This window comes from Pararhodobacter zhoushanensis, assembly GCF_025949695.1.
Classification (GTDB): Bacteria; Pseudomonadota; Alphaproteobacteria; order Rhodobacterales; family Rhodobacteraceae; genus Pararhodobacter; species Pararhodobacter zhoushanensis_A.
Genome location: NZ_JAPDFL010000001.1, coordinates 3,906,653 through 3,926,571 on the forward strand (window position 1 = coordinate 3,906,653; position 19,919 = coordinate 3,926,571).

Annotated in this window: 19 protein-coding genes and 1 pseudogene; 14 read left to right on the plus strand and 6 right to left on the minus strand. The window is 66.0% G+C overall.

The genetic code is table 11. From position 1 onward, the window contains the following. Positions 1–193 precede the first annotated feature (193 nt). Entirely contained in the window at positions 194–688 is a 495-nt protein-coding gene (locus OKW52_RS19415; RefSeq protein WP_264507164.1) for a MarR family transcriptional regulator, read from the plus strand. Here the strand turns inward: OKW52_RS19415 and OKW52_RS19420 are convergent. Further along, positions 685–1,248 carry a YqgE/AlgH family protein gene (locus OKW52_RS19420; protein WP_264507165.1) on the minus strand — a complete coding sequence of 188 codons (564 nt, stop codon included), beginning with the start codon at positions 1,246–1,248 and terminating at the stop codon, positions 685–687. The genes OKW52_RS19415 and OKW52_RS19420 overlap by 4 nt on opposite strands. Positions 1,249–1,378: 130 nt before the next feature. On the opposite strand from OKW52_RS19420, the gene OKW52_RS19425 reads away from it, so the two are divergent. Further along, entirely contained in the window at positions 1,379–2,194 is an 816-nt protein-coding gene (locus tag OKW52_RS19425; RefSeq protein WP_264507166.1) for a protein-disulfide reductase DsbD domain-containing protein, read from the plus strand. Positions 2,195–2,250: 56 nt separating this feature from the next. Here the strand turns inward: OKW52_RS19425 and OKW52_RS19430 are convergent, their stop codons facing one another. The 5 genes from OKW52_RS19430 to OKW52_RS19455 all read right to left on the minus strand — a co-directional run bounded on the left by OKW52_RS19430 (position 2,251) and on the right by OKW52_RS19455 (position 9,776). Further along, positions 2,251–7,131 carry an efflux RND transporter permease subunit gene (locus OKW52_RS19430; RefSeq protein WP_319800485.1) on the minus strand — a complete coding sequence of 1,627 codons (4,881 nt, stop codon included), beginning with the start codon at positions 7,129–7,131 and terminating at the stop codon, positions 2,251–2,253. Between the two features lie 91 nt (positions 7,132–7,222). Beyond that, a complete protein-coding gene (moaB, locus tag OKW52_RS19440; RefSeq protein ID WP_264507167.1) occupies positions 7,223–7,765 on the minus strand; it encodes a molybdenum cofactor biosynthesis protein B in 543 nt (180 codons plus the stop codon). 3 nt (positions 7,766–7,768) lie between these two features. Then, positions 7,769–8,383 carry a LysE family translocator gene (locus tag OKW52_RS19445; protein ID WP_264507168.1) on the minus strand — a complete coding sequence of 205 codons (615 nt, stop codon included), beginning with the start codon at positions 8,381–8,383 and terminating at the stop codon, positions 7,769–7,771. Further along, positions 8,380–8,970 (minus strand): LysE family translocator, encoded by a 591-nt coding sequence (locus OKW52_RS19450; protein WP_264507169.1) that lies wholly within the window; start codon positions 8,968–8,970, stop codon positions 8,380–8,382. The genes OKW52_RS19445 and OKW52_RS19450 overlap by 4 nt, the downstream gene beginning before the upstream one ends. After that, complete coding sequence (locus tag OKW52_RS19455) at positions 8,967–9,776, minus strand: uracil-DNA glycosylase (protein WP_264507170.1); 810 nt, start codon at positions 9,774–9,776, stop codon at positions 8,967–8,969. The genes OKW52_RS19450 and OKW52_RS19455 overlap by 4 nt, the downstream gene beginning before the upstream one ends. Positions 9,777–10,006: 230 nt before the next feature. Between OKW52_RS19455 and OKW52_RS19460 the strand changes: the two genes are divergently transcribed. From OKW52_RS19460 to moaD, 12 genes and pseudogenes are all read left to right on the plus strand, one after another. After that, positions 10,007–10,948, plus strand: a complete 942-nt coding sequence (locus OKW52_RS19460) for an aspartate carbamoyltransferase catalytic subunit (protein ID WP_264507171.1) — start codon at positions 10,007–10,009, stop codon at positions 10,946–10,948. Positions 10,949–11,022: 74 nt separating this feature from the next. After that, on the plus strand, positions 11,023–11,622 hold the full coding sequence (locus OKW52_RS19465; protein ID WP_264507172.1) for a hypothetical protein: 600 nt from the start codon (positions 11,023–11,025) through the stop codon (positions 11,620–11,622). A gap of 143 nt (positions 11,623–11,765) precedes the next feature. Continuing rightward, positions 11,766–12,356, plus strand: coding sequence for a hypothetical protein (locus OKW52_RS19470; RefSeq protein WP_264507173.1), 591 nt, complete (start codon positions 11,766–11,768; stop codon positions 12,354–12,356). A 97-nt stretch (positions 12,357–12,453) separates the two neighbouring features. Further along, positions 12,454–13,263, plus strand: coding sequence for a S49 family peptidase (locus tag OKW52_RS19475; RefSeq protein ID WP_264507174.1), 810 nt, complete (start codon positions 12,454–12,456; stop codon positions 13,261–13,263). 1 nt (position 13,264) lies between these two features. Further along, the gene (locus OKW52_RS19480; RefSeq protein ID WP_264507175.1) at positions 13,265–13,465 is read left to right on the plus strand and encodes a hypothetical protein; all 201 of its coding nucleotides are present in this window, start codon (positions 13,265–13,267) and stop codon (positions 13,463–13,465) included. Beyond that, positions 13,462–14,397 (plus strand): calcium/sodium antiporter, encoded by a 936-nt coding sequence (locus OKW52_RS19485; RefSeq protein ID WP_264507176.1) that lies wholly within the window; start codon positions 13,462–13,464, stop codon positions 14,395–14,397. The genes OKW52_RS19480 and OKW52_RS19485 overlap by 4 nt, the downstream gene beginning before the upstream one ends. Before the next feature lie 8 nt (positions 14,398–14,405). Next, entirely contained in the window at positions 14,406–15,188 is a 783-nt protein-coding gene (locus OKW52_RS19490; RefSeq protein ID WP_264507177.1) for an SDR family oxidoreductase, read from the plus strand. A gap of 463 nt (positions 15,189–15,651) precedes the next feature. Then, positions 15,652–17,428, plus strand: a pseudogene (gene uvrC, locus OKW52_RS19495) (excinuclease ABC subunit UvrC). A gap of 87 nt (positions 17,429–17,515) precedes the next feature. Next, complete coding sequence (locus OKW52_RS19500; protein WP_264507178.1) at positions 17,516–17,953, plus strand: PAS domain-containing protein; 438 nt, start codon at positions 17,516–17,518, stop codon at positions 17,951–17,953. A gap of 64 nt (positions 17,954–18,017) precedes the next feature. Then, positions 18,018–18,959: a hypothetical protein gene (locus OKW52_RS19505; RefSeq protein WP_264507179.1), complete on the plus strand. Its 942-nt coding sequence runs from the start codon at positions 18,018–18,020 to the stop codon at positions 18,957–18,959. 41 nt (positions 18,960–19,000) lie between these two features. Continuing rightward, on the plus strand, positions 19,001–19,669 hold the full coding sequence (pgsA, locus tag OKW52_RS19510; RefSeq protein ID WP_264507180.1) for a CDP-diacylglycerol--glycerol-3-phosphate 3-phosphatidyltransferase: 669 nt from the start codon (positions 19,001–19,003) through the stop codon (positions 19,667–19,669). Between the two features lie 2 nt (positions 19,670–19,671). Continuing rightward, a complete protein-coding gene (gene moaD, locus OKW52_RS19515) occupies positions 19,672–19,917 on the plus strand; it encodes a molybdopterin converting factor subunit 1 (RefSeq protein ID WP_264507749.1) in 246 nt (81 codons plus the stop codon). Positions 19,918–19,919: the final 2 nt, after the last annotated feature.

Below are 19,919 nucleotides of genomic sequence, written 5' to 3' on the forward strand. Positions count from 1 at the left end.
GCAAAGGCGAAAGGCGAACCGTCATGCGCGCTCTATACGACGCCGCGCGGGACGGAGCAACGGGGACTAAGCACAAGGCAAGGGACAGTTCCTGTGCCACGCCACAACCCAAATGCAGCCTGACTTGCGACAAACTGCTTCACCCGTGAAAAACCACTTGATTTTGCGGCGGCTCGCGCGCGAATGTTACCGTATGAAAACAGCTTCCAACCCCACTCCTGCAGCACTTCCCGACGGCATCCCTTCGGGCAAGGAATATTATGAACGCTCGCTGACCGTGGCCTTGCTGCGGGCGCGAGAATCGACGATGCGGCGGTTCAAGAAATATTCCGACGCCAGCGACTTGTCGCCGCCGCAATGGCGCGTGTTGCGCGCCCTGGCCGATGGCGTACCGCTGGACGCGGGCACGCTGTGCCAACGCTGCGTGATCCTGCCGCCGTCCCTGACACGGATCCTGCGGGCGCTGTCGGAAAAAGGCATCATCCGGCAGGTCGACTGTTCGGACGCCCGCCGTCACATGGTCACACTGACCGAACACGGCCAGACGATGTTCGGCCAGCTTGTCGGCCAGTCCGAAGATTCGCGTCGGGAGATCGAGGAAGCTTTCGGCGAGGAAAAGATGTCGCTGCTGCTCGATCTGCTCAACGAATTGCGCGAAATCACCGAGGCGCTGCCCCCCAACGCCTAAGCACGACCGGCCACGGCGGACAGGCTCATCGGGTCCACGCCCATGGACCTGAGCGCCGCGTTCCACTGGTGTTCACCGGGCTGGGCGTCAAAAATCAGGCTGCGGGACGCGTCGCAGGTCAGCCAGGCGTTCTGGCCGATCTCGCTTTCCAGCTGTCCCGGCCCCCAGCCCGAATAGCCCAGCGCCAGCAGCCACGCTTCGGGCCCTTCGCCCCGCGCGATGGCGCGCAGGATGTCGGTCGAGGCACTCAGCAACAGCCCTTCGGGCAGCGCCTGTGCCGTGTCATCCACCGGGCTGCCGCCCTGGTGCAGCACAAAACCGCGCTGCGTTTCGACCGGGCCACCGGACAGGACAGCGGCCTCTTCGCGCTCGGGCGTGCAGGCGATACCGATCTGGTCCAGCACCGCGCCCATGGTCAGCCGGGGCACCGGACGGTTCACCACCAGTCCGAACGCGCCCTCGGTGCTATGCGCGCACATATAGATGATCGCGTGCGAAAACCGCCGATCCCCCATGGATGGGGTCGAAATCAACAGCTTTCCGGTCAGATCGAAATCCATCGCCGCACCGTTCAAAAACCTTGTGTCCCTACCAATGTGGCGCTGCCCCGACCAAAAGCCAAGCCACGCTCCCGGGATCTCTCGCCCTTTTGTGACTTTTCGCGCGCTGCCGTTCTGCTAAGCATTTGCCATGACCCTGACATCCCTGCCCCGCACCCTGACGCTCTGCGCTCTCGCACTGTCGCCCCTGTCGACTGCGGCCCAAGCGCAGGTGTCGAACCCTGTTCTGTCGGCCGAGATCCTGCCCGGCTGGACCACCGAGCGCGGCACGCGCATGGCCGCGCTGCATCTCGTGCTGGCCCCCGGCTGGCACACCTATTGGCGCAACCCCGGTGAGGCAGGCATCGCGCCGCGCTTTGACTGGGGCGCGTCGCAGAACGTGGCCAGCGTCCGGGCCATCTGGCCGCGCCCGCAGATCTTCGACCAGAACGGCTATCGCAGTTACGGGTACGAGAACGAGCTGCTTCTGCCCATCGAGGTCACCCCGCAGGACGGCGCGCATCCGATGGCGCTGCTGGGCGCGCTGGCGATTGGCGTTTGCGCCGAAACCTGCGTGCCTGCCGATGTCAGCGTGCAGGGTGTGTTGCGCGGTTCGGGCGAGCACGACCGCCGCATCACCGCCGCGCTGGACAACCGGGCCGAGCCGGGCGCGCAGGGCGGCCTGACCAGCGCCACCTGCCAGCTGCACCCCGGCGACCGCGACGCCGAGCTGACGCTGCGCACCTCTGTCCCCTCGATCGGACGGACCGAGGCGGTCATTGTCGAGGTGCCCGGCTACCGTGTCACCGACACGCAAACCCGGCGCGAGGGCGCAGATCTGGTGACACAGGCCCGCCTGCGCGCGCCCCGTCGCGGCGAGCCGATGATCTTTGACCGCGCAAGCATCGTGTTTACCGTGCTGTCCGAGGAACAGATGCTCGTCTCGCAAGGCTGCACCGGCGGCTGAGCCGCCGGTTCGCATCCGTTGCAGGGCGGCTGAGCCACCGGCTTTTCAGCCGCCGCTTACTCGGCAGGCTCAACCGGCGGTTTGCGCCGCAGCGCCATGGTCAGCGCCCCGGCCAGCCAGACCGCCAGTATCCCCACCGCCACCGTCACCACGAAAACCCCCAGCGCGGCCAGCAGGCCCGTTGTGCCGGGCAGCGCCAGCGCCGTCAGCGGCCCCGGCACCTGCATCACCAGCCCCCAGCCCAGCGTCAGCGCGAAAGCCACCGCCACCAGCGCCGCCGCCAGCCACGGCAGCGCCCGCATCCCGCCGCCCACCTGCCCCGACGGCATGCGGAACGCGCGCCGGGCCGAGCGGACGGCCCGCTCCAGATCATGCCCCGCCGCCAGCATCGCGGGCACGATCAGCAGCACCAGCACCATGCCAAAACCCAGCCCATAGGACAGCGTCACAACGGTTGGGCGCAGGAACTGCGCGTCGTTCGAGCGTTCGAACAACAGCGGTCCCAGCCCGAAAACCGTGGTCGCCGTGGTCAACAGCACCGGACGCAAACGATCCCCTGCCGCGTCGGCAATCGACGGGAACAACCCGCGATCTGCGGAATACTCATCCACAGTCGAAACCAACACGATGGAATCGTTGATGATAATCCCGGCCATGCCAATGATCCCCACGACCGAGAACATGGTCATCGGGATACCCCATTGCGCGTGGCCATAGATCACCCCGATCATCCCGAAGGGGATAACCGACATCACCACCATCGGTCGCATCCAGCTGCTGAACACCCAGGCCAGCACCAGATAGATCGCGATCAGACACCCGATCGCGCCCAGGGTCGCATCGCCGAGGAACTCGTTTTCCTGCTCGCTCAGCCCGGACAGACGGAAGGTCACGCCGTAATCCTCGGCCAGACGCGGCAGCATCTGCGTCTCCATCTGGCTGAGCAGATCGCGCGCCGCTGCCGGGTCGCCCTCATCCAGCACGCCCGAGACCGTCACTAGTTGCAGCCCGTTCTCGCGTTGGATCGACGAGAAGCCCTGCCGCGTCTCGACCCGCACAATATCGCCCAAGGGCAGGTAGCGGCCCGACGCGCTGCGCAGCAGCGTGTTCTCCAGAAAATCCGCCGCGCGCTCGTTCTCAGGCAGCGTGACCCAGATCGAGGCCGAGCGCACCCCGTCGGGGAAGGTCGCCGCCTCGATCCCGCTCAGCCTTTGGCGCAACTCGCGCGCCAGCGTGTCGGTGGAAAAGCCCAGCGCCTGCCCCTGCGGGGTCAGTTCCAGCACCAGCTCTTCCTTGTCATAGGCCAGCGTATCCTCAAGCCCGGTCACCAGCGCAAACTGCGCCAGCTGCGCTTTCAGCGCCTCGGCAGCGGCTTTCAGCGTTTCGGCATCGCCGCCGATCAGATCGACCGACAGCGAATCCCCGCCCGGCCCCATGCCGAAGGAGCGGAAACTCAGCTCCTCCAGCAGCGGGCTCTGGCGCACCTCGTCTTGCAGCATCGAGGTGAACTCGAACGACGAATACGGCCGGTGGTCCGCCCCGATCAGGTCGATGGTGATCGACCCCAGCTGATCGGCATCCCGGTTCTCGGCCGCCGCCAGCGACCGACCCGCGTTGCCGCCGACCTCGGCCACGATCGAGGCGATGGGCCATGTGCCGTGCTCGGCCTCCAGCCGCGTCGCCAACGCATTCGTCGCGCGCTGCAGCTCGAACATCATCGCCTGCGTGTCGTCGCGCGTTGCATCTGCCGCCATCAGGAAGTTGGCGCTCAGCGTGCCTTGCTCGGGCGATGAGAAAAACCGCCACGGCACATCGCCGCGCAGGAACATTGTCCCGGTATAGGCCAACGCCACCATCAAGGCGGCCAGAACCACATAGCGCGCCCGGATCACCAGCCGCATGAAGGGCAGGAACATCCGCTGGCGGAACCAGTCAAACCCCTTGTTCACCGTGCGCGACGGCCAGTCGTACCAATGCTCTTTCGCCGACCCGGCCAGCGCATGCGCCATGTGGTTGGGCAGGATCAGGAAGCATTCGATCAACGACGCCAGCAGCACCATGATCACCGTCCAGGGAATATCGGCAATCATGTCGCCAAAGCGCCCGCCGATCACGGTCAGCCCGCCAAAGGCGATGATTGTGGTCAGCGACGCCGCCAGCACCGGCATTCCCATGCGGGTCGCGGCGTTTTCCGCCGCCTGATAGGGCGTTTCTTTGAGCACCCGGTAGCGGTAATCGGCGTGCTCGCCCACCACGATGGCATCATCCACCACGATGCCCAGCGTGATGATCAGCGCAAAGAGCGAGATCATGTTCAGGCTCATGCCGGTGACATACATCATCGCCACGGCGGCCAGCATGCTGACCGGAATCCCCGCCGCCACCCAGATCGCCGTGCGCGCGTTCAGGAACAAGAACAGCAACAGCACCACCAGTGCCAGCCCCTGCAACCCGTTGCTCACCAACAGGTTCAACCGGCCCGAGATCATATCGGCCCGCGCATTCGCCAGCTCGATCCGAACGCCCTGCGGCAGCGACAGCATCATCTCGTCCGCGACGCTCTGCACCGTCTCCTGAATGCCGATCGCATCGCCATTGGCCGAGCGATCCACCCGCACCACCACGGCCTGACTGTCGCCGACATAATAGGATCGGTCCCGGTCGATATCGCGGCTCAGCACGGTCGCCACGTCACCCACGGTCAGCGTGCTGCCATCGGCACCCGAGCGCAGGACGATGGCGTTGATTTCCTCGGGCGTGCGGCGGGCCGAGCCGGTGCGCACCCGCTGCGCGCCCCCGGCCAGCTCGCCCGACGGATCCGCCGCTACCGATGTCTCGATTGCTGCCGCAATTTCTGTCAGCGTCACATCGTACTGCACCAGCCGCATCGCCGGCACCTCGACCGACACCTCGGGCGAGGCGATGCCCTGAATCGACGCCCGCGTGATCCCGGCCGCAAACAGCCGCGCGACGAATTCATCAGTGAACAGCGCCAGTTGCTGAATCCCCACCGGCCCGGTCAGGATCACATTCGTCACCCGGTCGCGCCAGTTCGAGCGCGTGACGCGCGGGTCATCAGCATCCGTGGGCAGCGTGTTGATCCCGTCCAGCGCGTCCTGCACCTCGGACGCCGCGCGCTCGGTGTCATAACCCGGCTCGAATTCCAGCGAGATCTGCGCGCGCCCTTCCGACGCGGTGGACGAGGTCGAGGTGACCCCCTCGACCGCCATCATCACCGGCTCGACGATCTGGATGATGGCGGAATCCACATCCGCCGCCCCCGCGCCGGTCCAGGGGATCGACACATTGACCGTATCGACAACGATATCGGGGAAAAACTGCGCATGCATGCGCGGCACGGCGACGATGCCCGCCGCCAGCATGAGCACCAGCACCAGATTGGCAGCGGTTCTGTGGCGCGTGAAATAGCGGAAAAGCCCCAGCGATGTCTCAGCAATCACCCGTTCGCGCGCCATGCCGTCAGCCCCCTGCCGCCCGCCGCCCTGCTCCAGCCGTTCGATCAGCTGCGAGGGCACGCTTTCCTGTTCCAGCTGCGCCAGAATGCGCGTGCGCACCTGTTCGGGCATCCGGGTATTGGCCGACACCCGCGCGATCAGCTCGGCGCGGCGTTCGGGGTCCAGCGCGACCAGATCGGGCGCGGCGGGAATCTCTGCGGCGGCATCGCGCTGCGGGCGCACGCGGATGCCCGCCCCCAGCAGCGGATTGCGGGCCGCGACAATCTCACGCCCGGTCAGCGCCCCGGTGCGGATCAGCACGCTGTCGCCCTGACGGCGCACCACCTCGACCGTCGCCGCCTCAAGCCGGTCCTCGCCCGCCAACACCAACACGCCGCCCTGCGCATCGACCGCAGCGGCGGGCACCATGGCCACGCCCGGCAGCTCGGGCTCGGTGATCCGCACGGTCACGAAATCGCCGGGACGAAAGCCGCGCGGCGCGTCGATGGCGGCATAGACCAGACGACCCGACTGCCCCTCTCCGACCGAAGGCGCCGCCCGGCTCAACACGGCAGGCGAGGTGATTTCCAGCCCGCCCAGTTCCAACGCCACCTGCGCCCGCGCCGCGATCAGCGCGCCCTGCGCATCGAGCAGCCGCAGGTATTGCGCGGTAGACAGACGGAACGACACTTCCAGCGAATCCGGGTCGATGATCGACGCGATCCGCTCGTTCGAGGCGACATGCCCGCCCGCCACGGCATTGGTATCGCTCAGCACGCCGTCGAAACTGGCAGCGATCGCGGTTTCGGTCACGCGGCGCTCGGCTTCGGACAGATTGATGCGTTGACGTTCAACCGCCGTTTCAGCGGTGGCCACGCGGGCCTCGGCCTGCGCCTCGGCCTGACGGCGCGCGATCACGGCAGCGCGGGCGGCGGCGAAGGCCAGCTCTGCCTCTTCCACCGTCGCTTCGGTGCCCACACCACGCTCGCTCAGCGTCTGCCGCCGTTCAAACGCGCGCTGGCGCAGGTCTGCCTGCGCCTCGCTCTCTGCGCGGTCCAGATGTGACAGTTCCAGCGCGGCCTGCGCATCGCGCAGCTCGTCCTCGGCCTGTGACAGATCCGTGCGCACCAGATCGCGCGCCGCCGTCGCATCCGCCGGGTCCAGACGGACCAGCACCTGCCCCGCCGTTACCGCAGCACCGTCCTCGAACCCGTCGGCCATTTCAAGGATCCGCCCGGCCGAGGGTGCCCGCAACTCCAGCGTGCGGCGCGAAACAACCTCGCCAAAGGCCGACAGCACCGGCGACATCGCCCCCGGCTGCAAGCGCATCACCCGCACGGTGAACACCCGTTCGCGCGCCATGCGGGGCATGCTTTCCTGCGCCGCGCGATCCGCCAGCGTGTCGCGAACCATGCCACCGGCGACGGCGAGCAGGCCCAGAGCCAAGGCCCCCAGAAACACAGCGATCAGGCTGCGGGTCATAAAGCGCATTATGGGTCTTTCATCTGTGTAGTGACGATACGAGACATGAACCGCAGCAGATCACCGCGCAAGTCTTGTACGCAAGGCGCGGTCACTTCCGTCGCAGATGTTCATCCAAACGGGGCATGATTTCGACGAAATTACATGGCCGATGACGAAAATCGAGCTGCCAGTGCAGGATTTCGTCCCAGGCATCGCGGCACGCCCCCGGCGATCCGGGCAGCGCGAACAGATAGGTGCCGCCCGCCACACCGCCGGTTGCCCGGCTCTGCACCGCCGAGGTGCCGATTTTTTGCAGGGAAACCATGGTGAAAACCGTGCCGAAAGCCTCGATCTCTTTCTCATAGACATCGCGATGCGCCTCGACCGTCACATCACGCCCGGTCAGGCCGGTGCCGCCGGTGGTCAGGATCACATCTATGTCAGGATCGGCGCACCAGGCGCGCAGCTGCGCGGCGATCTGTGCGCGCTCATCCTGCAGGATCATCCGCGCGGCCAGCACATGCCCGTCGGCCTCAAGCCGCTGCACCAGCGTGTCGCCGGAACGATCCTCGGCAAGCGTGCGGCTGTCCGACACGGTCATCACCGCAATACGCACCGGGATGAAGTCCTTGCTCTCGTCGATCGTGCCCATGGTTCAGCTCCTTTGCATCAGCGCCAGACGCAGCGCCAAGGCGCCAAAGATACCCGCCGAGACGCGCCCCAGCACCGTGGCAAACCGCGCCGAGCGCATCAGGCGGCCTGCCGCGCCACCAGCAGCCAGCCCAACGGCACCATTCACCACCAGCCCGCCGACCGACAGCACCGCGCCGAACAGCAGGAACTGCGGCAGGATCGGGCGCGCAGGGTCAACGAATTGCGGGATGAAGGCCAGTACGAAAAGGATCACCTTCGGGTTCAGCAGATTGACCACGAGGCCCTCGCGAAACGCCCGCCCCGGTGAGACGCGGGGCACCTCGGGCATACCGCTGGCGCGCAGCGACTTGACCGCCAGCCACAGCAGATAGGCCACGCCCAGCCAGCGCACCGCCTCGAAAATCCCCGGATGCGCCGCCATCAGCGCGCCCAGTCCCAGCCCGGCGACCAGCACATGCACCATGCCACCACAGGCAATCCCCGCATTCGCCGCCATCGCCGCGCGCGGGCCTCCGCGCAGGCCCTGGCCCATACAGAACATCATGTCCGCCCCCGGCGTCAGGTTCAGCGCCAGCGCGGCAGGGATATAGGCAAGCAAGACAAGGGGCTCGATCATCCACGCTCTCCTGTGATCACACGAAGCGCCAGCAGCCCGAATATCCCGGCGCTGATCCCCCGCCACCAGCTGGCTCCGGCCAGCAGCATGCCAAACCGTGCGGCCTGAGCGCCGGCCAGAGCATTCACACAAAACCCGCACCCCGCCATCACCACGGCCAGACACAAAGCCTGCGGTAAAAGCGGATGCGCCGGGTCCAGAAACTGCGGCAAGACGCCCAGCGAAAAGCCAGCCCCTTTGGGATTGGTCAGCGCCACCAGCAACCCGCCGGGCACGCCCGCCGCGCGGGCTGGCCCTGCGTCACCAGGCTGCCACGCGCACCACGCCAGCCAGAGCAGATACCCCGCCCCGACCCAGCGCAGCAGCGAGAAGGCGCCCGGCGCCTGGATCAACAGCGCCGACAGGCCCAGCCCGGCAAGCGCAGCCCCGGCGAAAGCCCCCAGCGCCATGCCAAAGGCGGACCGCAGCGCCCTGCCCGCGCCGAACCGCGCGCCTTGGCCGATGCAAAACATCATCTCGGGCCCCGGGATCAGGGCGAGCGCCAAGGCCGCAGGGATAAACGCCAGCAGTACCAGCGGCTCGATCATGGCAAATCCCGCATCCGCGCCTGCAGGGACAACAGATCAGCCCAGGCCTCGCGCTTGGCTTCGGGCGAGCGCAGCAGATAGGCCGGGTGCAGCATCGGCAGCGCCGGGCGGCCCTGCGCCTCGCCCCATTTGCCCCGCAGCCGCAGGATGCCGCGCTGTCCCAGCAGCGCATCGCAGGCCACGTTGCCGATCACCACGACCAGATCGGGATCGGCCAGCTCGATATGGCGCAGCAGGAAGGGTTTCAGCATCGCCAGCTCGTCCCGCGTCGGCTCGCGGTTGCCGGGTGGACGCCACGGCACGGTGTTGGTGACATAGAACGCAGTCGCTGGATCGGGGCTGTGGCGCGACAGACCGATAGCGGCGAACATCTTGTCCAGCAGCTGCCCGGCGCGGCCCACGAAGGGCTTGCCTTGCTGATCTTCCTCGGCGCCGGGCCCCTCACCGACCAGCATCACGCGGGCCTTGGGGTTGCCATCGGAAAACACGCAGCTGCGCGCCCCGCGCCGCAGCTCGCAATGACCGTAATCGGCCAAGGCCTCGGCCAGCGCGGACAGGTCAGGCGCAGCAGCGGCGATGCGCCGGGCCTCGGCCACCGCGTTCGCTGTCTCTTGGGCCGCCGTGGCTTTGGGAATGATGGTGGGGGCTTTGGACTCGGCCTCGGGCGCGGGCTCACGCGGGGCCTCGCGCGCGGCGCGCAGCTCGGCGGCATGGGCAAACCGATCCACCGGATCCGCGAGAATCGCGTCCGTCACGCCCAGTTCGACCTGCCATTCCAGCAGCGCCCGGGCCAGGTTCCAGTCCATGGCAGCCGTCATGGCGTGACCCTAGCGGATCGCGCGCGGCTCGCCAATGAGTCGCGGGCAGGTCGGGGGCTGCTCGCCCCCGAACCCCCTCGCCAAAGGGGGAGCACGCTCCCCCTTTGGAAACCCCCGTGGATATTTAGGGACAGATGATGGGGCGCGGTCGGAGGCTTTCTTCTTGCCCGTGCGTCCGGCGCTTTCTATACCGCCAGCAAATCCCTGCGAGGCCCCGCATGACCTATACGCACCGCCATCTTCTTGGGATCGAGCCACTGGATCCCGCCGAAATCACCACGATCCTTGATCTGGCCGAGGATTACGTGACGCTGAATCGCTCGACCGACAAGCATTCCGAGGCGTTGCGCGGGCTCACCCAGATCAACATGTTCTTCGAGAACTCCACCCGCACGCAGGCCAGTTTCGAGCTGGCCGGCAAACGGCTGGGCGCGGATGTGATGAACATGTCGATGCAGTCGTCCAGCGTGAAGAAGGGCGAGACGCTGATCGACACCGCGCTGACCCTGAACGCGATGCACCCTGATCTGCTGGTCGTGCGGCATCCGCATTCCGGCGCGGTGGATCTTCTGGCGCAGAAGGTGAATTGCGCCGTGCTCAACGCCGGGGACGGCAAGCACGAGCACCCGACACAGGCGCTGCTGGATGCGCTGACCATCCGGCGCAAGAAGGGCCGGTTGCACCGCCTGACCGTGGCGATCTGCGGCGACATCGCGCACAGCCGGGTGGCGCGCTCGAACCTGATCCTGCTGGGCAAGATGGAGAACCGCGTGCGCCTGATCGGCCCGCCGACGCTGATGCCCGCGGGCGTGTCCGAGTTCGGCTGCGAGGTCTATGACGACATGCGCAAGGGGCTGGAGGGCGCGGATGTGGTGATGATGCTGCGCCTGCAAAAAGAGCGGATGGACGGCGGGTTCATCCCGTCCGAGCGCGAATATTACCACCGCTACGGGCTGGACGCCGAGAAGCTGGCCTATGCCAAGGAAGACGCCATCGTCATGCACCCCGGCCCGATGAACCGCGGCGTCGAGATCGACGGCACCATCGCCGATGACATCAACCGCTCGGTCATTCAGGAGCAGGTGGAGATGGGCGTCGCGGTGCGCATGGCGGCGATGGATCTGCTGGCGCGCAACCTGCGGGCGGCGCGGGCGGCCTGAGACCGCCTTGCCAGCGCCGCCGAGGGTTGGCACGATGCGCGGATGGGTCGCCTGACATGCAGCGGAGCCGTTTTGTGACAGCACATCCCCCCGGCTGGGAGGGCCTTCTGGCCGCCGATGAGCGTATCTTGTGGCAAGGACAGCCCGAACCGGGCATCCTCTGGCGCGACCTGCTCAGCCCGTTAACCTTAATGGGCTTGTTTTTCCTCGCCTTCTCAACGGCATGGCTCTTTGGCGTCAGTGTCATGCTTGGCAACATGCCCGACCGCCCCCTGCTCTGGCCGTTTCGCGTGTTCTTTCCGCTGATCGGCGGGTTTTTCTGGCTGGTCGGGGCCTATCTGCTCATCGGCCGGCTGTTCTGGGAGGCCCGTCAGCGCCGCCGCACCTGGTACACGCTCACCGACCGCGCGGCGTTTATCGCCACGCAGGGACCGGGGCGGCGCGCCCTGCAGCGCTATGGCACCGAGGACATGCGCGCGATCGAGCTGGTCGATACCACGCCCGGCACCGTCTGGTTCGCGCAGGAGCTGATCCGCTATACCACCGGCAACCGACGCCACGGCGGCGTGCGCCGACAGCAGATCCATCGCAAACGCACAGGCTTTCGCCATATCGCCGAGGCGCGGCACGTTTTCGCCTTGATGGCCCCGCATCGCGCGGCAGTGACGGGATGACCCCGCGCGTCCTGCCGTACCCGTTGCAAAGCCCGGCGTGCAGCGTCAAGAGTGCGGCCACGTCGCGTCCCGAGACTTGCCACCTTGCCCCGGGCGCGGCACGATGAGCACCTTGATTTCGTGATTGTATTCGGAGTTTCCCCATGACCAATCCGCCCCCGGGATGGGAGGGCATCCTTGCCCCCGACGAACAGATCCTGTGGCAAGGCCGTCCGCAAACCGGGATGGTCTGGAGCGATCTGATCTCTCCGGTCAGTATCATGGGGGTGTTCTTCACCGGGTTCTCGATCTTCTGGGTCACGCTTGCGGCGTCGATGGTCCCGGCTGGCGATCCGGTGTTCCGCCTTTTCCCGCTGTTCGGCCTGCCCTTCATTGCGGTTGGTCTTTACCTGCTGATCGGGCGGCTGTTCTGGGACGCCTATGTCCGGCAGCGGACGTGGTACACGCTGACCAACCGCAAGGCCTATATCGCCACCGACGGGCTCTTTGGCCGCTCGCTCAAGCCGTTTGATCTGCGCGAGATGAATTCACTGGCGCTGGATGACGGCGCGCCCGGCACCGTGTGGTTTCACTCGCAGGCTTATGCGCGCCGGTCGTTTCGCACCGCCAGCGGCGGGCGAAGCGGCGGATCACGGCGCCAGACCACGGTTGTGCGCACCGGGTTTCGCCGCATCCCCGATGCGCGGCGGGTGTATCGGCTGATCACCGACGCGCGTGAGACCGTGATGGCATGAGCGCGCAGGGCGCAATCCCCCTGCCCGCCGGGTTTTTCTGGGCAACTTCAGGGGCCGGGCCTTGCTGCTGAACGGCACCGCCCCTACATCGGAGACCATGAAAAGCCCCCTCGCCCTGCCCGCGCGGCTGTTTCGCCGTGGCCCCCGTGTAAATCTCGTGCGACTGGAGGGCATGATTGCCGCCGGTGGCCGCGGGCGTCTGTCCGATCAAAGTGTCGCGCCCTTGCTGGAGCGTGCGTTCCGCGCCGGCAAGCCCGTCGCCGTGGCGCTGGTGATCAACTCGCCGGGCGGCTCGCCGGTGCAATCCTCGCTGATCGGCGCACGCATCCGGCGGCTGGCCGAGGAGACCGAAACCCCGGTGCATGCCTTTGTCGAGGATGCGGCGGCCTCGGGCGGGTACTGGATCGCCAGTGCCGCCGACGACATCCACTGCGACCCGGCGTCGATCCTTGGCTCGATCGGCGTGATCTCGGCGGGCTTCGGGCTGACCGAAGCCATCGGCAAGCTGGGCGTCGAGCGCCGCGTCTACACGGCGGGCCGTTCGAAAAGCCAGCTCGACCCGTTCCGCCCGGAAAAGCCCGAGGATATCGAACGCCTGACCAGCCTGCTTGAACAGATGCACGGCGTGTTCATCAACCAGATCAAGACCGCACGGGGCGACCGGCTCAGCACCGAGACCGACCTCTTTGACGGGCGCTTCTGGCTGGGGACCGAGGCGGTCGCGCTGGGCCTCGCCGATGGCATCGGCCATGCGGTGCCGACCCTCAAGGCGCGCTATGGCAAGACGCTGCGCATCCGCGCCTATGGCCCGCGCCGCAGCCTGATGTCGCGCTTTGGCCTGTCGCTGGCGCAAGACGCGCTGGCCGGGGTCGAGGAAGCCGCCCTCTGGGCACGGCTGGGCGCCTGAGATGTTGATCCGCGTCGTCATTCTGTTCCTGATCTTCATCCTCGTCATGGGGATGGTGCAGAAAATGTTCCGGCCCAATGCGCGGCTGACCAAACGCAACACCCCGACGCTGGACCGGTTGCGCTGCCCGACCTGCAAACGCGTCAACCTGACCAACGCCCCCGCGCCCTGCGCGCGCCCTGACTGCCGGTACCGACCATGATTATTGACGCTGTGATGATTCTTGCCGGACTGGCCCTGCTGGTCGTGGCGGGCGACGCTTTGGTTAAAGGCGCGGTCAACCTCAGCCTGCGGCTGGGCGTACCGGCGCTGATCGTCGGCTTGACCGTTGTGGCATTCGGCACCTCGGCGCCTGAACTGCTGGTCTCGGTCGATGCGATCCTTGACGGCGCGCCCGCGCTGGCCATCGGCAATGTGGTCGGCTCGAACATCGCCAATATCCTTCTGGTGCTGGGCATCCCCGCGCTGATCGCTGCCGTGCCGGTCTCTCGTGATCTGATGTTCGATTTTCTGGTGATGATGGCCGCCAGCGCCCTGTTCATCGTGCTGGCATGGTTCGGCCCGCTGGGCTGGCCGCACGGGCTGGCACTGCTGGCGGGTCTGGGGCTGATGCTGTGGAGCAGCTATTCCCGCGCGCAGGCCCACCGCGCCGCCGCCGAACCCGAGCTTGAGGGCGTCGACCATGGCATGTCGCGCCTGCACATCGGGCTTTACTTGATCGGCGGCATCATCGGCCTGCCGCTGGGCGCCAGCCTGCTGGTCGACGGTGCCACCGATATCGCCACCACTTTCGGCGTCAGCGAGGCCGTGATCGGCCTCACGCTGGTCGCCGTCGGCACCTCGCTGCCGGAACTGGCCACCACCGTCACCGCCGCCCTGCGCCGGGAAACCGGCGTGGCGCTGGGCAACGTGATCGGCTCGAACATCTTCAACCTGCTGGGGATCATCGGGATCTCGTCGCTGGTCGGACGCATTCCGGTCCCTGTCGAGATGCTGCACCTTGACCTGTGGGTCATGGCCGCTACCTCGGCCTTGCTGGGGGTCTTTGTGCTCAGCGGCCGCAGTATCGGTCGGGTTGCCGGGGTGCTGCTCATTGCGCTCTATGGCGCGTATCTGTTCTCTCTGTTTCACTGAGGCTTGGGATGGCTGGCAAGGCACTGATCACGGGGGCGGGACACCGTCTGGGCGCGGCAATGACGCTCGAGCTGGCCCGGCGCGGCTATGACGTCGCGTTGCACTACGCCTCCAGCCGCGACGGGGCCGAAGCCACCGCCGCCGAGGCCCGCGCCCTGGGTGTCACCGCCGCCGTGTTTCAGGCCGACCTGCTGGACGAGGACGAAACCCACGCTCTCCTCCCCGCCGCCGCCGAGGCGCTCGGCGGGCCGCTGACCGTGCTGATCAACAACGCCTCGATCTTTGAATACGACAGCCTGCACAGCGCCACCCGCACCAGCTGGGACCGGCACATGGGCTCGAACCTGCGCGCGCCGCTGGTCCTGACGCAGGCCTTCGCCGCGCAGGCCCCCGCGCCCGGTGCGGACGCCCGCGGAGAGGCCGTGGCACTGGCTCAGGTCATCAACATGATCGACCAGCGCGTGCTGAAACTGACGCCCGAATTCCTGACCTACACGCTGGCCAAGGCGGGCCTATGGACCCTCACCCAGACCAGCGCACAGGCCCTCGCACCACGGATCCGCGTCAACGCCATCGGCCCCGGCCCCACCCTGATCGGCACGCGCCAGACCCCCGAACACTTCGCCCGCCAGCGCGCCAATACCGTGCTGGGCCGGGGTTCGGACACCGATGACATCACCGCTGCGCTTGCGTATCTGCTCGACGCGAAGGCAGTCACCGGCCAGCTGATCTGCGTCGATGGCGGCCAGCATCTGGGCTGGAAAACGCCTGATATCGTGGGTCTGGAATAGCCCTTTGGCCGGACGCCGCGTCAGCTTGTCCACCGCACCGCAAGCTGTCACAGAAGCGTTATGAAATTGTTAAGGTTTTCAGTAGGTTGCCATGCATTGTTTTTCTTTCCTTTGATTTCAATGCCTTACGGCAGCGCCCAAAATTTGGGCATTCATCCGAACCAGCCCTGAAACCTAGGTTTTTCACCCTTCCCAACAGCACCTCCACAGGTTTATCCACAGATTCCGTGGAAAGCTTTGCCCTTGAACTCACGCGCGCTAGAGTGCAGCCAGCGAGCAGAATCACCCGGCCCCTTTGATGACCGAAACACCCGACGAGTCTGGCGCTGACGAGCTTGGCCCCGACAACCTCAGCCCCGACGCTCTTAGCGTTGAGCTTGGCGCGCGGACTGATGGCCTCACCGGCCACGCCCTTATCGCCAGCTACGTGCGCACCCTTGACGGCTCTCCCGGCGTGTACCGCATGCTGGGCGATGACATGCGCGTGCTCTACGTCGGCAAGGCGCGCAACCTGAAGGCCCGCGTGTCGAATTACGCGCGCCCTTCCGGGCATTCGGGCCGCATCGCGCGGATGATCTCGGAAACCCGGTCGATGATGTTCCTGACCACCAAGACCGAGACCGAGGCGCTGCTGCTCGAGCAGAACCTGATCAAGCAGCTCAAGCCGATCTACAACGTGCTGCTGCGCGACGACAAAAGCTTTCCCAATATCCTGATCTCCAAAGATCACGCCTTTCCCCAGATCCGCAAGCACCGGGGCAAGCGCACGGAAAAAGGCAGCTATTTCGGCCCCTTCGCCAGCGGAACGGCAGTCAATCGGACGCTGAACCAGCTGCAAAAGGTGTTCCTTTTGCGATCCTGCACCGATGCGGCCTTCCAGAACCGCACGCGGCCCTGCCTGCTCTACCAGATCAAGCGTTGCGCCGGTCCCTGCGTGAACCTGATCACGCCCGAGGACTACAGCGATCTGGTGTCCGACGCCGAGCAGTTCCTGTCGGGCAAGACGACCCGCATTCAGGCCGATCTGGCGCGCGGCATGCAGGAAGCCTCCGACGCGATGGAATTCGAGCGCGCGGCGGCCCTGCGCGACCGTATCCGCGCGCTGACCGCCGTGCAGCAGTCGCAGGGCATCAACCCCAAGGGGGTCGACGAGGCCGACGTGATCGCGCTGCATCTGGAAAAGGGGCAGGCCTGCGTTCAGGTTTTCTTCATCCGGGCGCATCAGAGTTGGGGCAACAGCGACTTTTACCCCCGCACCGGCTCGGGCGCCGAAGAAGGGGAGATTCTGGAGGCGTTTCTCGCGCAGTTCTACGACGGCAAACCGCCGCCAAAGCAGATCTTGCTCTCGCATCCCGTTGAGAATGAGGATCTTATCCACGAACTTCTCAGCGCCCGCGCCGGGCGCAACGTCGACCTGCGCATCCCGCAGCGCGGTGAAAAGGCCGAACTGGTGGAGAACGCGCTCAGGAACGCGCGCGAATCGCTGGGCCGCAAGATGTCGGAAAGTGCCGCGCAGTCCCGCCTTCTGGCCGGTCTGGCCGAGGCGTTCAATCTGGATGAGACCCCGCAACGGGTTGAAATCTATGACAACAGCCACATTCAGGGCGCCCATGCCGTGGGTGCCATGGTCGTGGCCGGGCCAGAACGGCTGGATGAAGAACCAGTACCGCAAGTTCAACATCAAAGGCGACATGGCCAAGCCCGGCGACGATTTCGGCATGATGCGCGAGGTGCTGACGCGGCGCTTCGACAAATTGCTCAAGGACGATCCGGGCCGCGAGTCCGAGGCCTGGCCAGATCTTCTGCTGATCGACGGCGGCGCCGGGCAGATCTCGGCCGTGGCCGAGACGCTGGCCGAACTGGGGCTCGATGACATCCCCTTCATCGGCGTCGCCAAGGGCGTCGACCGCGATCTGGGGCGCGAGGAATTCCACCGCCCCGGCCAGCGCCCCTTTGCGCTGCGCCACAATGATCCGGTGCTCTATTTCATCCAGCGCCTGCGCGACGAGGCGCACCGTTTCGTTATCGGCACCCACCGCGCCGCCCGGGCCAAGACGACCACCCGCACCCCGCTTGACGAGGTGCCGGGCGTCGGCGCGACCCGCAAACGCGCGCTGCTGGCGCATTTCGGCTCGGCCAAGGCCGTCACCCGCGCCGGATTGCCTGACCTGATGGCAGTGCCGGGGATCTCGCAGAAAATCGCGGAAACTGTCTATAATTTTTTCCACGCCGAGGAATGAGCGCGCAGAAACCGGCGTGACGCTAACGAAGCGGTAACGAGTCGACGCCATGCTCACCAGCAATGTCCCTCACATGCGTTGGCGATCATGGCTCAGGCTCCTTCCACCTTTAACTCTTCCGCGCGGGACACTGGCCAGGAAGTGCCATTTGACCTGCTTGAGCTGATCTATTCGCGGACCGACACGCGCGGCGTGATCTGCGCGGCGAATGACACGTTCGACCGGCTTGCGGGCTACGGTTGGCGCGACACCATCGGCGCACCGCATAAGCTGGTGCGCCACTCCGATATGCCCAAAGGGTTCTTCCATATCTTCTGGTCACTGCTGAAATCAGGGGTGCCGGCCGTCGGTTACGTCAAGAACCGCAACAAGGACGGGCGTTACTACTGGGTTCTCGCCGCCGCGATCCCGTGTGAGGGGGTATTTCTCGGTTCGACTCAAGCCCAGTTCGGCCCTGTTCCAAACCATCCGCGAAGAATACGCGCGCCTTCGGCGGCGCGAGCAGAACGAATCACTGTCGGCTGAAGCGTCGGCAGAAATCTTTCTGACCCGGCTCACCGAACTTGGTTTCCGGTCTTATCCCGAATTCATGAGCCAGGCCCTGCAAGACGAAATGCTGGCGCGCGACCGTGGGCTTGATCGACCGGTGGACAAGGTGGCGAACCATCTTGCCACGCTCGTCAACGGCCTGACCGCCGCACTGGAAGAACAGACACGGCTGGTCGGACTGTTCGACAGCCTCAAGCTGCTGCCGGTCAATATGCGCCTGATCGCCTCGCGGCTGGAACCGCAGGGCGGGCCCATCAGCCAGATCTCGATGAACTACAAAACCTCGTTCGACAATATCGCTGAGCGGCTAAGTGCCTTTGTCACCGGCGAAAAGAACATCTGCGGCAGCATGGATGCCGCGGTTCGCCGCAGCCTTATTCTGACCAATTGCGCACGCCTGCATCACGAGATGTCAAAACAGATACGCCAGCCGGACGATAACTTTGACGGCGAAGAAAAGCGTCAGGAACACAAGATCATCGCGAAGCTGGGCGATGAAAGCCAAACGCTGGTGCAGGTGTCGCTGGCCGAAGCGTCCCGCCTTGCGGCAACGCTGATCGCCTCCGCCTATGAAATCCGCCGCATGGTCCTGGGGCTTGATACCATCCGCATCCTTGGCCGGGTCGAAAGCCGGCGCGACCGGGTGTTCGAAAAAGCCTGCTCGGCCACACTCGACCAGATCGACACGGTGCAAGCGGCCATTTCGGAAAGCCTGCAGACACTGTCCAATCTCGCAGTCTCGATCCAGACAGGACTGGCGATGATCAGCGCCGTGCGCGAACCGGGCAAGGACCGCGTGAAGGTGGCGGGTGCGGCCCCCAAACCGGTGTCGTCCCCGGCCAAGGCACCAACGCCGCGCAGCGTCAAAACCGCGCAGCCCGGCACGACACCGGGCCTTGCCGCCCCCGTCAGCAGCGGCTGGCGTGATGATGCGCCGCCAGATACCGCGCATGGCCCAACCCCGAACATCGCGGCCGAGTAGTCCCCCTTTCGCAACCCGCGCGCTTGGGCTACCTATCGTGCATGCGCTGGACCTTACCCAACACCCTGACTGTTGTCCGCCTGCTCGCTGCCCCGGGGGTTGCGATCATGTTCTTGTATTTTGCCCGCCCCTGGGCCGACTGGTTCGCGCTGGTCCTGTTTCTGGGGGCCGCGATCACCGACTATTTCGACGGCTACCTCGCCCGCCTGTGGCGGCAGGAAAGCCGCATCGGGGCCATGCTCGACCCGATCGCGGACAAGGCGATGGTCGTCATCGCGCTGCTGGTGATCACCGGCTACTCCGGCATGGATCCGTGGCTGATCCTGCCCGCGACGGTGATCCTGTTTCGCGAGGTGTTCGTGTCAGGCCTGCGGGAATATCTGGGCAATACATCGCGCCTGTTGGCGGTAACCCAGCTGGCAAAGTGGAAGACCACGGCGCAGATGGTGGCGATCTCGACCCTGTTCGCCGCGCTGGGTCTGGAATATGTGCGCGAGCAGGCGCTGGCGCGCAACCGCTCGATCATCGCCGAGATGGCCGATACCGGGCTGGATGCCGATATCAACCTCTTGTCGATCGCCAACAATCTGGGCCAGGTCGTCTGGGCGATTGGCCTTGCGCTGATCTGGATCGCCGCAATCCTGACCGCGATCACCGGGCTCGACTATCTGCGCAAGGCGATGCCCCATTTGCGGGACAGCGGCGAATGACCCTGACTCTTCTCTACTTTGCCTGGCTGCGGGAACGCATCGGTCTGCCGCGCGAAACGGTGGACACCAGGGCCTCCACCGTCGCCGACCTGGTCGAAGAACTGCGCGCCCGCGAAGAGCGCTACGCGTTCACCTTCGCCGATCTCAAGGCGGTGCGCGTCGCGCTGGATCAGGAACTGACCGATTTTGACGCCCCGCTTGCCGGCGTGCGCGAAGTGGCGTTTTTCCCGCCGATGACCGGCGGCTGAGC